This window comes from Streptomyces rubrogriseus (assembly GCF_027947575.1).
GTDB lineage: Bacteria > Actinomycetota > Actinomycetes > Streptomycetales > Streptomycetaceae > Streptomyces > Streptomyces rubrogriseus.
Window position 1 is genome coordinate 4,199,182 of sequence record NZ_CP116256.1, and the last position, 14,351, is coordinate 4,213,532.

Below are 14,351 nucleotides of genomic sequence, written 5' to 3' on the forward strand. Positions count from 1 at the left end.
TGACAAGCCGAACGTCGCACCAGGCCAGGAACGAACAGGGCAGCCGAGCTGCTCAATCGCGCTTCGAAGAAGCGTCGGTCGCAAGCTTCCACATCTCGTAGTTCCCGCATTCTGCCGTGATCTCAGCCGTCGCCTGAGCCGCGGCGAAGAAGTCGTCGGTCAGCGGCGAGGTGCGCGACGCCGCCATTGCGACGAATACCTGGTCGGGAGCCAGGTCCGGGACGGGCACGTAGCTGATGTCCGGACGTGAGAAGAACACCGTCTCCGAACGCCCCACGAACGAGATGCCGTGGCCGGCCGCGACGTGCTCGAGCTTCTCCTCCACGCCGCGCACCCGGAGTCCGGAGTCCGGGTGCGGGCGCCGGGTGGGCTGCGTGTTCGCGTCGGCATGCCAGATCAGCGGCTCACCGGCCAGGTCGGCCTCGGTGACCTGATCCTTGCCGGCCAGCCGGTGATCGGCGGGCAGCGCCACCATGAGGGGCTCGGTGTAGAGCAAAGTCAGGCGCAGGCCCGTCTCGTCGATGGGCAGCCGCACGTAGGCGACGTCGACGCGGCCGTCGAGCAGCATCGGCGCCTGGTCGTCCCATTCCATGCGCTGCACGTCGACGACCACGTCCGGATGCTGCGCCTCGAACACCCGCGTCGCGGGGATGACCGGGATGCCTGCCCGGAAGCCGACCACCAGTCGCTGGCCGCCGCGTTCTGCCACGGAGACTCGGCGCCGGACCGCGTGCGCGGAGGCGAGCAGCGGGCCCGCGTCGTCCAGCAGCTGTCGGCCCGCGGCGGTCAGCGTGACGCCGTGACTGTCCCTCGTGAACAGCGAGGCGCCGAGATCCTGTTCCAGTGCGCGGATCTGCCGGCTGAGCGCCGGTTGCGCGATGTGCAGCTCATCGGCGGCGCGGCCGAAGTGCAACCGGTCGGCGACGGCGACGAAGTAGCGCAGCTTGCGCAGGTCCAGATCCACGGGGCCTCCCGGTCCGGCAATGCCTTAAGGGTATCACCGCGGTTGAAACAGGTCTTGGACACGCGATCAGGCCGGTGACATTGTCTATTGGGCCGGGGCAATCCGGTTCAAGAAATTCGGGATCGGCGTTTGGTGTCAGGGTCCAAAATCAGAATGAGCGCATGCGCGTCGATTATTTGGCCCTTTCTTTTCCGTTTCGGAAATTCATCAATTCAAAGGAGTGGTCGTGGGAAAGCTCGATGGCAAGGTAGCGGTGATCACCGGTGGGTCCACCGGCCTGGCACTGGCCGGGGCCAAGCTGTTCGTCGAGGAAGGAGCGCATATCTTCATCCAGGCCCGGCGGCAGGAAGCCCTGGACGGGGCCGTCAAGCTGATCGGCCGCAATGTCACCGCCGTCCAGGGTGACGCGTCCGATCTGGACGACCTGGATCGCCTGTACGACCGTCAAGCGGGAGAAGGGCTCGATCGACGTGCTGTGGGCCAGCGCCGGGTTCGGCGAACCCGGCGTCCTTGGCGAGATCACCGAGGAACAGTTCGAACGCTCCTTCTCGCTCAACGCGCGCGGCACCCTGTTCACCGTGCAGAAGGCCCTGCCGCTGATCAACGACCACGGCTCGATCCTCATGACCGGTTCCAACGCCTCCCTCGGCGCCTTCCCCGGCTGGAGCCTCTACGCGGGCAGCAAAGCCGTCCAACAGGCGTGGGCTCGCGTGTGGCTCAACGAGCTGCGCGACCGCAAGATCCGGGTCAACGTCCTGACCCCCGGACAGGTCGCCACCGCCAAGCAGGAAGAGCTGTTCGACGAGGCGACCAGGGCTTCGTTCGAGTCCCTCATTCCCCGCGGAACGATGGGCCGCCCCGAAGAGATCGCCAGCATCGCCCTGTTCCTCGCCTCCGACGACTCCAGCTACGTCAACGGCCTGGAACTTGTCGCCGACGGCGGCACGACCGCCATCTGAACCAGACCCGACCGAGTCATGGCGGCGCCTGAGGGACAGGCGCCTCGCGAACAGAAAGAGGCACGGCTCATGAGCAGCATCACCTTCATCGGTGCGGGGAACATGGCCCGCACGATCGGCACGCGCGCGGTGGCGGGCGGCAACACCGTCGAGATCATGGCACGCGATCAGTCCAAGGCCGACGCCCTGGCCAAGGTTCTGGGCAACGGCACCACGACAGGTGAGTGGGGCTCCGTTCCGGCCGGGGACATCGTCATCACGGCCGTGTTGTACGCCGGTGTCGTCTCCACCGTCGCCGAGTTCGGAGAGGCACTCGCGGGCAAGACCATCGTCGACATCAGCAACCCCTTCAACGCCGCGTTCGACGGCCTGGCCCACAGCGAGCCGACGTCCATCGCGCAGGAGGTAGCCAAGGTCGCCCCGGCCGACGCCAAGGTCTTCAAGGCCTTCAACACCATCTTCCGCGGCGTCCTGGAGAACGGCCGGCCCGACGTCTTCTTCGCCGGCGACGACCTGCAGGCCAAGGCGGACGTGGCGGCATTCATCGAGAGCCTCGGACTGCGCCCGATGCACGTAGGTGGTCTGAAGATGGCGCACTGGCTGGAGGGGGCGGGCCTGCTCACAGTAGGCCTCGCGGGCAACGGAGTTGGCCACCGAGACTTCGCCCTCGGCGTCAACGAAGTCGACGGCTGAGCGCCCTCGTCCGCGCACTCGAGGGCTGCGGCTCTGACGCTCTGTGGGTCGGCGATCGCCTGGTCACGCCCGTCGATGAAGAAGTGGGCGCAACTACCTGACCCGAGGCCCGCAGACGGGCCGCCCCTTCGGCCCCGTGCTGCTGTTGACCGTCGCCGCGGCGGCGACCAGCCGGGTGCGCCTGAACACCAGCACACTCAGCACGGTCTACTACGAGCCGCCGCACCTGGCCCGGCAGTTGACCACGCTCGACGTGCTCGGCGACGGCCGCCTCGGCGTCGGTGCGGGGCTGGGGTGGATGAAGCAGGAGTACGGCTCCGCCCGCAACGCGGACTGGCAGCGGCGCGGCAAGATGCTCGATGACACGCTGGCGCTCTTGCAGGCGTGGTGAACGACCAATCCCGTGTCCTGAGACAGCGAGTTCTTCACCATGCCACCGGTCCACACCGGTCGAGCGGCTGAAGCGGTACGCCGACTCCGGCGTCGGCGAGGCGTACTTCGATGCCTTCGCGATGTTCACCAGTCTTGACCAGCCGCTCGACTTCGCCGCCCAGGTGATCGAGGGCATCGGCCGACTGTGACCCGCCAAGAAACGTTCACTCAAGAAACGACCACCAAGAAGGAGAGCATTCACCATGAGCAGCATCAGTTTCATCGGCCTCGGGGGCATGGCCCATGCCGTCGCCGCCCGCGCGGTCTCGGGCGGCCACTCCGTCGAGCTCATCGGCCGCGACCCGGCCAAGGCCAAGGGCCTGGCATCCGAACTCGGCGCCGGTGCCACGGCGGGGACCTTCGGCGCGGTCCCCGAGAGCGACCTCGTCGTCCTCGCCGTGCCGTACACCAGCGCTGTGCCGGTCGTCGCCCAGTACGGAGACGCCCTGGCCGGCAAGGTCATCATCGACATTTCCAACACCTTCAACGCCGACACCACCGGGCTCGTAACCCCCGACGGCACATCGGGTGCGCAGGAGATCGCCAAGGCGGCCCCGGCGAGCGCGCACGTCGTGAAGGCGTTCAACACCGTCTTCGGCCACGTCCTGGTCCAGGAACGACCGTTGGACGTGCTCTTCGCCGGAGACGACGAGGGCGCCAAGGCGAACGTGTCGGCGTTCATCGAGAGCCTCGGACTGCGCCCGCTCGATGTCGGCGGTCTGGAGATGGCTCGCTGGCTGGAAGGGATCGGGCCGCTGCTGATGGGCCTGGCCCGCAACGGCGCGGGCACCTTCGACATCGCCCTCAACGTCGACCTGCCCGGCTGAGTGCACCCCACACCCACCGCTTCTTCGGCCGCGTCACTCACGCCACATCACTCACGCCGCGTCATTCACAAGGAGGAGTAACGTGCACGTCTTCGTCACCGGCGGGACCGGCCACTCCGGCTCGCACATCATTCCCGAACTCGTCGCCGCGGGGCACGAGGTCACCGGCCTGGCCCGGTCGGACACGGCCGCGGCGACCCTGTCCGCGCTCGGCGCGAAGGTCCGCCGCGGCGACCTCCGGGATCTCGACGGGCTCAAGGAGGCGGCCGTGGACTCCGACGGCGTCATCCACGTCGCGCACAGGCAGGACCTGCTTCCGTCCGGCGGGATCGACGCCGTGGCCGCCGCCGAGCTCCCGATCGTGCTCGCCTACGGCGAGGTACTCGCGGGAACCGGAAAGCCACTGGTCGCGGCGGGGAGCATCGGCTCGCCCGGGACCGGGCGGAACCTGGGCCGACCGTCCACCGAGGAGGATCCCGCCCTCCCCGTCGGCGATGAGCACAAGGGCACCCTGCGGGCCCGTAACGTCGTCGAGACCACGATAATCGGCCTCGCCGAGCGGGGAGTCCGGTCTTCCGTCGTACGGATTGCCAACATCGCGCACAGCACGGCCGATCGTGCCGGCTTCCTCCCCACCCTGATCGCCCTGGCGAAGGAGAAGGGCTTCGCCGGGTACCCCGGAGACGGCACGAACCTGTGGAACGCCGTACACATCCGCGACGCCGCTTCCCTGTTCCGCCTGGCGCTGGAGAAGGGCCCGGCCGGCAGCTACTGGCACGCGGTCGAGGACGGGGGCATCCCGGTCCGCGAGATCGCGGAGGCCATCGGCGACCGCCTGGGCCTGCCCGCGGTGAGCGTGCCCCTGGACGAACTGATGCTGCCGGGACACTTCGGGTTTCTCACCAACATCGTCACGCGGAGCTACCCGACGTCCAACCTCATCACCCGCAAGACCCTCGGCTGGGAACCCGCGCAGCCCGGCCTCCTCGCCGACCTGGACAACGGCCACTACTTCCCGTCAGCCGACGTCCCCGCAATCTGATGACCACTGTGGGATTCATCGGAAGCGGGGCCATCGGTAGTACGATCGCGCGGCTCGCCGTCGCGGCCGGACACCAGGTCGTGCTCAGCAACTCGCGCGGTCCCGGGTCGCTCGCGGACACGGTGGCGGAACTGGGCCCCCAGGCGTCGGCGGGGACGAGCGAGGAGGCCGCGGCGGCCGGTGACATCGTCGTGGTGACGGTGCCGGTCGCGGCCTTCCCCGCCATGCCCCCCGCGCGGCTGGCCGGGAAGACGGTCATCGACACGTGCAACTACGGGCCCGAGCGCGACGGGCACATCCCCGAGCTTGACGACACGTCGCTCACCTCGAGCGAGCTGCTGCTGCGATACGTCCCGGACGCCATGCTCGTGAAAGCTTTTAACAACATCTACTTCAAGCACCTGCTGTCGCTCGCCCGTCCGGCGGGGGCGGCCGACCGCTCATACCTGCCGATCGCCGGGGACTCCGGGCCGGCGAAGGCGGCAGCCACCGAATTCATCGATTCCATCGGGTACGGCGTGGTGGACGCGGGCCTCCTGGCCGACAGCTGGCGGCAGGCGACGGGCACACCGGTGTGGGGGACCCCGTACGGGCCGCCCTCGAACGAGAAGGGCCGGCCGACCGGCCCGGACGTCATCCGCGCGGCACTGGCCGCCGCAACGCGATAACCGCACGTCGGCGCGTGCCGCAGTATGGCCCGGTCGCGATCATGCTGCGCCGACTGCCACCGATGCGGAGACTGCATCAAGGACGCCTGGGTGAGGACGAAGTCGTCGGTTAACCGGGACGCCAGGTCGCCGCCCGAGTCGCTCCAGGCTCGGTACATCTCGACGAGCGAGGCCAGCAGGCCGGTCGGGGAGTCGGACAGAGCGTGGGCCAGGGTGAGCGGGCGGGTGCTCTGCTGGTGCTGGTAGCCGCCCTCCTTCGCGCTCCAGGTGGCGACCTGGTCGAGGTAGGCCTGTTCGTCCAGGGTGAGGCTGGCGGCGTCGTACTCCTGGGGTGCGGCGACGGCGAGCAGATGGATGCAGGCCAGCGACTCCGCGTAGGCCCCCCCAGGCGCGAGGTGATCCCCGCGCCCAGGTCACCGCCGTGGGCGGCGTACCGGTCGAAACCGAGCTCGTCCCGCAGTAACCCGGTGGGCCCGTCAGACCGTGGTCGGCAGCGCGTTTTCCAGGAGGGTCTCTGCCGCTGTCCGCGCGTGCCGGCCGTAGTTCGACTCGCCCAGCACCATGGCGCGGCTGGCGGCGCCGTCCGCGAGGGTCACGAGTTGCTCGGCGAGGAGGGCGGGCTCGCGGCAGCCCAGTTCCGCTACCAGGTCGGTCACCAGCCGCACCATCAGCAGTTTCTGTTCGCGGGCGTAGGAGTGGACCGCGTTCCGGGGATCGGGGAACTCCGCGGCGGCGTCGATGAACGGGCATCCGCGCACGGGATCCGTGCCGGTCGGGGGCGGGTCGAACAGCGCGAGGATTCGCTCCTTGGCGGGGATGTCCTCGCGTGCCAGCACGCCCTCCAGGGTGCGTCCCGTCGAGGAGAGGTCCTTGAGGTGGGCGAGGACCAGCTCGTCCTTGGTCCTGAAGTGCGCGTAGAGGGTGCGCTTGGACACCGGCGCCCGCTCCGCGATCTGCTCCATGCCGGTCGCGTTGATCCCTTGGGCCGCGAACAGTCCGGCCGCGGCGGCCAGGATGCGCTCCCGCCCTCCTCGCCCCGGCCGTCGAGACGCCGTCGTCGTCGTGGTCATGACGTAAGTATACGCCGACGTTTACTTCGGAGGAGGTGGCTGGCTATAGTGGCCTTCAGGTAAACGGTTGTGTTTACTTTGGCGACCCTGAGGAGAGTTCCATGAGCGGACCGGTCTTCACCCGGACACGCACGGGCGAGGCACCCACCGGCGGGACACGGCCGGGCCGGACGCGAACGTCGGAGTACGCCGAGCAGCTGATCCGCGGGCGCCGCGCGACCCGCGCATTCCGTCCCCACCCGGTACCCGAGGACACTCTGCGCGAGGTCTTCTCCCTGGCCGGCACCGCGCCGTCCAATTCCAACGCGCAGCCGTGGCGGGTCGAGGTGGTCGGTGGCGCACGGCGAGACCGTCTGGCCGACGCCCTGCGAACGGCCCACGCCGAGCGACGCGTCACGGCCGACTACCCGTACTCCGAGGACATGTACGCCCCCGTCCACCAGGAACGGCGGGCCGCCTTCGGCGCCGGTCTGTACGGAGCGCTGGGCATCGGTCCCGGCGACCACGCGGCTCGCGCGGCCTACGACGCGGAAAGCCTGGGCTTCTACGGGGCGCCGCACGCCGCGTTCCTGTTCGTCACCGGTGACGGCGGGCCGCGCCTGGCCGCCGACGTCGGCGCCTACCTGCAGACGCTGCTGCTGGCCATGACCGGCTACGGCTTGGCCAGTTGCCCGCAGGGCCTGCTCAGCTTCTACGCCGACACCGTCCGCGATCAACTCGGAGTGGACGAGGGGAAGCTGCTTGTGGGTATCTCCTTCGGCTACGCCGACGAGGATGCGCCGGTAAACCGGGTCGCGACGGGCCGGGCGGACCTGGAGGCAACCACCACGTTCCACGCCTAGAGTCGGTCGGTCCCGAAAGCGCTGGTCACAGCCATTCGTTGAGGGCTGCGACCAGCACGGTCGACTCGTACGGGACGGCGAGGTTGTCGTACCTCGTGGCCACAGCGCGGTTCCGTTTCAGCCGATGGATCCCACACTCCACGGTGTGGCGTTCTTCGCAGTCGTCCTTGTAGCCGTCTTTGGCGAAGGCCGGCGGCTGGCGGCCGGCCGCCTCGGGAGCCGAGCTTTCTGTGGTTGCGTACATGGTCGGCCTTCTCCGGGATGGGTGCATCCGATCCTGCGTCTGCGCAGGTGGGAGCCGTTCGTGCGGGAGCCGTAGGCCTTGTCGGCACGGACCCTGTCCGGCGTGGTGCGCGGGCGTCCGGGGCCGGTGCGAGGCAGGCAGATATCTTCGAGGACGGGCTGGAACTGCGGCCAGAGCCAATTTCGGGGGCCCCGTCAACGACAGCTACTTCGACTCCCTGGCCGCGCGCGGGGCATCCTCAGTGCCCGCAGGACTCCCGCGCCAACTGGCTTTCCAGCGGGGCGGGGCCGTCCAGTCGGCCCGCGACGCCCTCGGTGAAGTACTCGCGAACAGACGTGATGGTGGTGGGAAGGAGCTTGCGGCAGCACGCGGCACCGTCTCAGACCCAGATGCGACCGTCGGGCGTACGGAAATCGACAAGGGTCCACATCGTGCAACCCCGGTCCATGATCGGAACGATGCCTGGCGGGAGGACGGTCTCGTCGCCGGGGTCTCCGGCGGGAGTGGCGAAACTGCGGTAGAGCTCGAGGATGTCCTCGCCATCGCAGAAGTAGTGGTCAGGGAGCGGGCTCAGTGAGGCGCATTCCCGGCCGTCGATGCCGAAACCGCCATTGGAGACCTCGGTATAGAGCCTGCGCAGGAAACGGGGCATCGGATGACCGATCTCCGCTTCGACGGCGGCGATCAAAGCGGGTGTGGCGACCGGTGCCAGGTTGCCGGCAGACGTCTGCTTCCTGATCACCGCGATCAATTCGTCCTCGGTCATGCTCGCCCCTCGGTTCATCGACTCACGGCTCAGCATGAGGCACGGGCACGCCGATAAGGAAGGAGAGTTCGATGTCCACCTGGCGCAGAGCGACGGCAAGGGGCGCTGGCCGGGCGATCATTCATCCCGCTAGCCGACCATTGTCAGTCTCAGCGCCAACGTCTGCACTGATGTTTCCCAAGGCCGTCCGTGCCGGGGGCTATGCGTCTAGAGTCTGTCTCTTGGAAGTGCGGTGCGCAGGGTGCTGCATGCCGGATCGATAACCTGTGTCGGCGTCGGCGGCATCGTGTGAAACTTCGGGCCATGACCTCACCTGAGCTCAGTGACCTGGACTATCTCCGGGAGATCGAGCGCCTCGCCAACCGTGTCAGTGTGGAGGCGTCCAACGAAGGATGGCTCTCGTTCCAGGCAGACCCGGATGAGGCGACACCGCTCCGGCTCAGCGTGAACGTGCTTGCTCGGGCTCTCCGCCACTACCACTTCGAGGGTGACGGCTGTCTGGACGAGGACCGGCCTCTGGTCCGCCTCGTCGGAGCCTCGGTGTTGAAGCCCGGGGCCATGCCGGCCGGGGTGGAGGAAACGTACGAGGAGGTGTGTGCACGGATCGGCGTCGCCCCCAGGCCGGAGGGCTGGGCACTGTGGAACACCTGGAGCGACGGGGACCTGAAGGTGACCATGGTGGTGTCCGCCGTCGAGACGACCGAGGGGCTGTTCGAGAACTGGGTGCGCGGGAGGGCACTCGACCCGGTGTCACCGCTGCCCTCCCAGATCGCCCTCGTCCGCCAGGGGTGGATAGGACCGATGACGTTCTCACCTCGTGGCGTCAGACGGACTGGCCTTGGCGGTCGGCCGCTGTCCTAGGCTCTGGCCCTCGGTCAGGGCCGTGTCCACATGAGAATCGCAGCGAGGTGCAGTGCGGCCTGGTAGGCGATGGCGAGCTTGTCGGTTCGCATGGCCGGATCACGCCACTGCTTGAGGCGATTGATGCACCGTTCGACGGCATTGCGCTGCTTGTATGCCTCAGCGTCGAAGCCGGGCGGGCGACCACCGGCGCGACCTCGCCGCAGTCGGTGACCGACCTGGTCGGTGGGCTGCGGGATCACGGCACGGATACCTCGCCGCCTGAGATGCGCACGGATCGCGCGGGATGAATACGGGCGGTCCGCCAGGACGACGTCCGGCCGGGTCCGCGGTCTTCCCGGTCCACCTCGCGGAACACGGATGCCTGCCATGACAACCTCGAAGGCCGGCGCATCGCCCGCTTGGCCCGCGGAGACGCGGAGGGTCAAGGTCGTGCATGGCTGTCGCTGACGAGGTGGACCTTCGTACTCGGGCCGCCGCGCGAACGCCCGAGCGCATGGTCATCGGGCTCGGCCCGAAATGGCGCCCCTTTTTCCTGGCTCCGGCGGCGTGCTGGTGAGCCCGGCAGACGGTGGAGTCCACCGACACGGTCCAGCCGACGTCCTCAGCACCGTCGGCCGCTGCCAGGAGCGCGGCGAGGATCCGTTCCCAGGTGCCGTCCACGGCCCACCTGAGCAACTGTTTGTGAGCGGTCTGGAATTGAGCCCAGCTCGTCCGGCAGGTCCCGCCAGGGCGAGCCGGTGCGGTACTTCCACGCGATGGCCTCCAGGGTTCGACGACGGTCGGCCCATCGCCGACCACGGACCGGATCGGCCGGCATCAACGGCTCAATCCGGTTCCACATCGCATCAGTGATCACCCACCGGACAGACACATCCGTTCAACCGACGAGCAGATCAAGGAGACACGCTCTAGCGCTGCAACACCCGCGAGGGCGTCGCCCGTAGCCGACGCCGGGTGCGTCGGGCGTGCCCGGGACAGTCTTCCCGTAGCGGGTGGCGATTCCTCGCCAATGCTTCAATCGGTTGATGCACCGCTTGAGGGTGTTGCGCTGCTTGTAGGTCTGGCGATCGAAGGCCGGCGGCCTGCCTCGACGTAGCCGGTGACTGCGCTGGTCTGCGGGGACGGGGATCACTGCCGGATTCCGCGCCCGCGCAGGTGCTGGCGGATCGCGCGGGAGGACTACGCCTTGTCGGTCAGGACCAGGTCCGGCCTGGTGCGAGGCCGTCCTCGCGGACGGGGAACGCGTAGGCGGGCCATGACCTCGGTGCAGGCGGTGCATCACTGGCTCGTCCGGCGGTGAGAACGAACGCGAGGGTCCGACAGTGGGCGTCGGCTGCGAGGTGGATCTTTTTCGGGCCCCGGCCGCGTGCTGATGGGCCCGCACGATCGCGGAGTCGACCGAGACGGCCCAGTTGAGGTCCTCGTCCGCGTCGGCCTGGGCCACCAGGGCGGTGAACACCCGCTCCCAGATGCCGTCGACGGCCCACATGCGCAGCCGGTTGTAGACACCTCGCCAGTTGCCGTACTTCTCCGGCAGGTGAACCCATTGCGTGCCGGTCTGGATGTAGGCGATCGCGTCGATCACCACACAATGATCGCGCCAGCGGCCACCCCGCTTTGAAGGCTGTCCCGTAAATTGTCGTCGTTCGGGGGTCGGCGGTCAGTTGGAGGTGGGTCGCGCTCCGCTCCGCGTACCCGGAGGAGTACCAAGCGCCGCCGAACCGACCGAACGACAAGCTCATCCCTTGATGAACTCGATGATCTGCGGAGCGATTTTCCTCGGGGCCATGACGACGGCGCCATGGTTCAGTCCGGGCAGGGTACGGTGGTCGGCCTGCGGCAGGATTTCGGTGACGGCGAGGGCGGCGCGCTGGAACGCGGCCGGGCTCTTGCCACCGGTCAACACGCGGGTGCGTACGGCCACCCCTTTCCACTCCTCGGCATCGAGCGGCTTGCCTTGCTGGGTATCGCCCATGACCGCGATGTCATAGGGCAGAGTGCTGGCCATCTTGGTGAGGTTTGCCCACATTTTCGGCATGAGCTTCATGAAGAACACAGCGATGCCGGGCATGCCCTGCACCCTGGTCATGAAGTACTTGACCGCGTCACTGTGCCGGCCTTCCGCAAGCAGCGCGGTGATCTGCTGCGCGAGATCCTTGGGCGGCCCGTCGTCGCCTTCGGCGACCACGAACGGCGGCTCATACAGAGCCAGGCGGTCGACGTTGACTCCGGCCGCTGCCGCACGCAGGGCGAGGACCGCTCCAGAGGACGAGCCAAACAGCGACGCCGAACCGCCGACGTGTTCGACCAACGCGGCGATGTCTTCAATCTCACGGTCGACGGCGTAAGCATTGGCGTCACCGCTGGCACCCCGCCCGCGCCGGTCGTAGTTGATCACAGTGAAGTGGTGGGCGAGGAGAGCCGCGAGTTTGGTCGTGTCCGAGCGGTCTGCCAGTGCCGAGGAAACCAGGACGACGGCCGGCCCGCGGCCCGACTGCTCGAACGCGATGTTGGTGCCGTCGGCGGAGGCGACACGGGCCTCGGCTCCGGCCGACTGCTCTCGCGCTGTTGCCATGTTTGTCTCTCCGGTTCACGTAGGGGCCGTACTGCTGTGGTGTGCGTTACTGCCAATAGGACCCCCGCAGCGCAGAAAACTCATCGGTGCGCCAGGCGCTCGACGCCGAAGCCCTCACATCCCGGAGAGGACCAACCCCCTCAATGAGAATCGAGGGCATGGGGTGGCAGCGGCAACTGGGATGGTCCAGTTGTGACTGGTGTGATTTCGGCGTCGCAGCCGTCCTGGATAGCCCCGTTCGCCGGACTGAGCCCGCGTTCCTTCGGGAAGCTGGTGACGACTCTGCGGCACGAGGGGGGGACGCCGTCGGTGAGGCGGGACGGTGGAGCCTGTCACTGGAGGGCCGGACGCTGCTGGTCGCGGCTTACTGGCAAACGAACTTGACGATGCGGCAGCTCGTCCTGCTCTTGGGTGTGTCGAAGTCAGCCGCAGTAGCCGACACGTGATCCCAGGGAAGCGGGACCAGATAGCTGGCCGTCTGTGCAGAGGATTCCGCGGCGGACGGCCTCCGGGCTCGACAAGGACCGCTACAAGAAGCGCAACACCGTCGAGTGCGATCAATGAACTGAGGCAGCTCCGAGCTGTTGCAACCCGCTACGACAAGCGCGGATACGTCTCCCTCGGGACCGTCACCGCCGCAGCACTCCTGATCTGGCTACGCTCGTGACCGGAGGCATATCCGGCTGCCGCCCTCACCGTCCCATGTGGACCGAGAGTCGACGTAGTAGGGCCAAAACGGGTTGCGGTCGGGCATGTGATCGGTTTGGGTGCATGCTCGTGACTGCATTGAACGATCTCGTACGTCCGGACCGCTATCCACGCTCCTCCCGGTATGAACCCGCCTGGTTGCTCGACCTCGACATGGGGCCCAACCCGCTCTGGCTGTTGGAAGACCTCGCACACGATCTCGACCTGCGCCCGGGCATGCGGGTTCTCGACCTCGGCTCCGGCAAGGGCGCCACGTCGGTGTTCCTCGCCCGCGAGTACGGAGTCGAGGTCGTCGCGGCCGACCTGTGGATCGCCCCCGAACAGGCGGCAGCGGTCTTCGCCGAGGCGGGTGTCGGTGACCAGGTGGAGGCTGTGCGAGCGGAGGCGCACGCCCTGCCGTTCGAGGAGCAGAGCTTCGACGCGATCGTCAGCGTGGACGCCTTCGAGTACTTCGGTACGGCGGACAACTTCCTGCCCTACCTGCTGCGCTTCCTCCGGCCCGGGGGACAACTGGGCATGGCCACCCCCGCCATGACACAGGAGATCCGTGAACTCGGGATGATCCCGCCCCACATCAAGGACGTGGTCGGCTGGGAAGCGATCGCCTGGCACACGGCGGAGTGGTGGCGCTTCCAGTGGGACATCACCGAGTTGGTGAAGGTCACATCCGCGCGACTGCAGCAGAACGCCTGGCAGCACTGGCTGCTGTGGGCCCGGGCCGGCGCTGAACACCATCCCGACGGCCAGAGCGCGAACCAGCCCGTTATCGACATGCTCACCACAGACCGCGGAGAATTCCTCTCCTTCGCTCTGGTAACCGCACATAAGAACTGAGTAGACGTCACGTCGACGGTGTGTCTCTCTGGTCGTGACCGGGGAGACAGACCTAGTAGTAGGTTGCACTCTTCTGAGACAGGTCGTGCGGGAGGTAAGCCCACTGGTAGCCGGTCCGCGACTGCTGGAGGATCGCGTTCACGATCTCCCGCACGTCGTAGGCAGCCTGGTGGCCGCTGACCGAGCGGTGCCGGTTCTTCCAAGCGGCGATCACTGGCTCGATCAACGACCACTGCTCGCCCGATAAGTCACTGTCGAAGAAGCCCTTGCCCCCCTGGGACAGGGGTCCCAGGACTCGTGCCGGATGCCGTGCTCGCGGATCAGCCGGTGGTCGGCGGTGCGCTGGAAGAAGACTGGGTCTCGATCTGGTTCACGGCGGGGACGATCTCGTTGTGGGTGATGAGGTCGGCGAGCCGGTCGGGGTAGAAGTTGCTGACGCCGATCGCCCGGGTGCGGCCCTCCCGGTTGAGGTCCTCCATGGCCCGCCCGGCGCCGTAGTGGTCGCCGAAGGGTTGGTGGATCAGGTAGAGGTCGAGGTGATCGAGACCGAGGCGGTCGAGGGAGCGTTTGAAGGCGTGCTTGGCGCTGTCCTGGCCGTAGTCCTGCATTCACAGCTTGGTGGTGACGAACAGTTCGTCGCGGGGGATGCCGCTGGCGGCGACGGCCCGGCCGACGGCTCGTTCGTTCTCGTAGGCCGCGGCGGTGTCGATGAGGCGGTAGCCGGCCTCGAGCGCGTCCTCGACGGCCTTCTGGGTCTGGTCGTCGGGGATCTGGAAGACGCCGAAGCCAAGGAGCGGCATCTGGACGCCGTTGTTGAGGGTGACGCGGGGAATCTTCACGGTCATCGGGGGAGCCTTCTCTTT

At 67.8% G+C, this 14,351-nt stretch carries 13 protein-coding genes and 7 pseudogenes; 11 read left to right on the forward strand and 9 right to left on the reverse strand.

The annotated features are described in order from the left end of the window. Positions 1–52: 52 nt before the first annotated feature. Positions 53–964: a LysR family transcriptional regulator gene (locus Sru02f_RS19160; protein ID WP_109031222.1), complete on the reverse strand. Its 912-nt coding sequence runs from the start codon at positions 962–964 to the stop codon at positions 53–55. A gap of 226 nt (positions 965–1,190) precedes the next feature. On the opposite strand from Sru02f_RS19160, the pseudogene Sru02f_RS19165 reads away from it, so the two are divergent. The 6 genes and pseudogenes from Sru02f_RS19165 to Sru02f_RS19190 all read left to right on the forward strand — a co-directional run bounded on the left by Sru02f_RS19165 (position 1,191) and on the right by Sru02f_RS19190 (position 5,585). Continuing rightward, positions 1,191–1,923, forward strand: a pseudogene (locus tag Sru02f_RS19165) (SDR family NAD(P)-dependent oxidoreductase). 69 nt (positions 1,924–1,992) lie between these two features. Continuing rightward, complete coding sequence (locus tag Sru02f_RS19170) at positions 1,993–2,616, forward strand: NADPH-dependent F420 reductase (RefSeq protein WP_109031223.1); 624 nt, start codon at positions 1,993–1,995, stop codon at positions 2,614–2,616. Positions 2,617–2,752: 136 nt separating this feature from the next. Then, entirely contained in the window at positions 2,753–3,007 is a 255-nt protein-coding gene (locus Sru02f_RS19175) for an LLM class flavin-dependent oxidoreductase (RefSeq protein ID WP_203697246.1), read from the forward strand. Between the two features lie 244 nt (positions 3,008–3,251). Further along, positions 3,252–3,875: an NADPH-dependent F420 reductase gene (locus Sru02f_RS19180; RefSeq protein ID WP_109031224.1), complete on the forward strand. Its 624-nt coding sequence runs from the start codon at positions 3,252–3,254 to the stop codon at positions 3,873–3,875. 82 nt (positions 3,876–3,957) lie between these two features. Continuing rightward, entirely contained in the window at positions 3,958–4,917 is a 960-nt protein-coding gene (locus Sru02f_RS19185) for an SDR family oxidoreductase (RefSeq protein ID WP_109031225.1), read from the forward strand. 8 nt (positions 4,918–4,925) lie between these two features. After that, positions 4,926–5,585 (forward strand): NADPH-dependent F420 reductase, encoded by a 660-nt coding sequence (locus tag Sru02f_RS19190; protein WP_109031226.1) that lies wholly within the window; start codon positions 4,926–4,928, stop codon positions 5,583–5,585. A gap of 476 nt (positions 5,586–6,061) precedes the next feature. Here Sru02f_RS19190 and Sru02f_RS19195 read toward each other — a convergent pair whose 3' ends face one another. Further along, a complete protein-coding gene (locus Sru02f_RS19195; RefSeq protein ID WP_109031227.1) occupies positions 6,062–6,655 on the reverse strand; it encodes a TetR/AcrR family transcriptional regulator in 594 nt (197 codons plus the stop codon). Between the two features lie 101 nt (positions 6,656–6,756). Here Sru02f_RS19195 and Sru02f_RS19200 point away from each other — a divergent pair, with 101 nt between their 5' ends. After that, on the forward strand, positions 6,757–7,497 hold the full coding sequence (locus Sru02f_RS19200) for a nitroreductase (protein ID WP_109031228.1): 741 nt from the start codon (positions 6,757–6,759) through the stop codon (positions 7,495–7,497). A 25-nt stretch (positions 7,498–7,522) separates the two neighbouring features. Here the strand turns inward: Sru02f_RS19200 and Sru02f_RS19205 are convergent, their stop codons facing one another. Together Sru02f_RS19205 and Sru02f_RS19210 are read right to left on the reverse strand one after the other, a co-directional pair. Then, positions 7,523–7,741, reverse strand: coding sequence for a hypothetical protein (locus tag Sru02f_RS19205; protein WP_218030708.1), 219 nt, complete (start codon positions 7,739–7,741; stop codon positions 7,523–7,525). A gap of 379 nt (positions 7,742–8,120) precedes the next feature. Further along, positions 8,121–8,507, reverse strand: coding sequence for an SMI1/KNR4 family protein (locus tag Sru02f_RS19210; RefSeq protein WP_167469429.1), 387 nt, complete (start codon positions 8,505–8,507; stop codon positions 8,121–8,123). Positions 8,508–8,810: 303 nt separating this feature from the next. On the opposite strand from Sru02f_RS19210, the gene Sru02f_RS19215 reads away from it, so the two are divergent. After that, on the forward strand, positions 8,811–9,368 hold the full coding sequence (locus Sru02f_RS19215; protein ID WP_109031229.1) for a hypothetical protein: 558 nt from the start codon (positions 8,811–8,813) through the stop codon (positions 9,366–9,368). A gap of 14 nt (positions 9,369–9,382) precedes the next feature. Here Sru02f_RS19215 and Sru02f_RS19220 read toward each other — a convergent pair. The 3 genes and pseudogenes from Sru02f_RS19220 to Sru02f_RS19230 all read right to left on the reverse strand — a co-directional run bounded on the left by Sru02f_RS19220 (position 9,383) and on the right by Sru02f_RS19230 (position 11,946). Beyond that, a pseudogene (locus tag Sru02f_RS19220) lies at positions 9,383–10,242 on the reverse strand (IS5 family transposase). A 108-nt stretch (positions 10,243–10,350) separates the two neighbouring features. Beyond that, positions 10,351–10,986, reverse strand: a pseudogene (locus Sru02f_RS19225) (IS5 family transposase); the annotation flags it as partial. A gap of 123 nt (positions 10,987–11,109) precedes the next feature. Continuing rightward, on the reverse strand, positions 11,110–11,946 hold the full coding sequence (locus tag Sru02f_RS19230; protein WP_109031230.1) for an alpha/beta fold hydrolase: 837 nt from the start codon (positions 11,944–11,946) through the stop codon (positions 11,110–11,112). 192 nt (positions 11,947–12,138) lie between these two features. Between Sru02f_RS19230 and Sru02f_RS19235 the strand changes: the two are divergent. The 3 genes and pseudogenes from Sru02f_RS19235 to Sru02f_RS19245 form a co-directional block, all read left to right on the forward strand. Beyond that, positions 12,139–12,377 (forward strand): annotated as a pseudogene (locus Sru02f_RS19235) (IS5/IS1182 family transposase); the annotation flags it as partial. Next, positions 12,374–12,613, forward strand: a pseudogene (locus tag Sru02f_RS19240) (IS5/IS1182 family transposase); the annotation flags it as partial. The pseudogenes Sru02f_RS19235 and Sru02f_RS19240, both read left to right, overlap by 4 nt. Before the next feature lie 110 nt (positions 12,614–12,723). Continuing rightward, complete coding sequence (locus Sru02f_RS19245; protein WP_373103485.1) at positions 12,724–13,488, forward strand: SAM-dependent methyltransferase; 765 nt, start codon at positions 12,724–12,726, stop codon at positions 13,486–13,488. 55 nt (positions 13,489–13,543) lie between these two features. On the opposite strand, the pseudogene Sru02f_RS19250 reads toward Sru02f_RS19245, so the two are convergent. Next, positions 13,544–13,771, reverse strand: a pseudogene (locus Sru02f_RS19250) (transposase); the annotation flags it as partial. Positions 13,772–13,776: 5 nt separating this feature from the next. Next, positions 13,777–14,321, reverse strand: a pseudogene (locus tag Sru02f_RS19255) (aldo/keto reductase); the annotation flags it as partial. Between the last annotated feature and the right edge of the window lie 30 nt (positions 14,322–14,351).

Bases quoted from the DNA above. Each gene is read 5' to 3' on its own strand.
- Sru02f_RS19170 (WP_109031223.1), top strand. From the start codon at position 1,993: ATGAGCAGCATCACCTTCATCGGTGCGGGGAACATGGCCCGCACGATC.
- Sru02f_RS19180 (WP_109031224.1), top strand. From the start codon at position 3,252: ATGAGCAGCATCAGTTTCATCGGCCTCGGGGGCATGGCCCATGCCGTC.
- Sru02f_RS19195 (WP_109031227.1), bottom strand. From the start codon at position 6,655: ATGACCACGACGACGACGGCGTCTCGACGGCCGGGGCGAGGAGGGCGG.
- Sru02f_RS19200 (WP_109031228.1), top strand. From the start codon at position 6,757: ATGAGCGGACCGGTCTTCACCCGGACACGCACGGGCGAGGCACCCACC.
- Sru02f_RS19205 (WP_218030708.1), bottom strand. From the start codon at position 7,741: ATGTACGCAACCACAGAAAGCTCGGCTCCCGAGGCGGCCGGCCGCCAG.
- Sru02f_RS19210 (WP_167469429.1), bottom strand. From the start codon at position 8,507: ATGACCGAGGACGAATTGATCGCGGTGATCAGGAAGCAGACGTCTGCC.
- Sru02f_RS19215 (WP_109031229.1), top strand. From the start codon at position 8,811: ATGACCTCACCTGAGCTCAGTGACCTGGACTATCTCCGGGAGATCGAG.
- Sru02f_RS19230 (WP_109031230.1), bottom strand. From the start codon at position 11,946: ATGGCAACAGCGCGAGAGCAGTCGGCCGGAGCCGAGGCCCGTGTCGCC.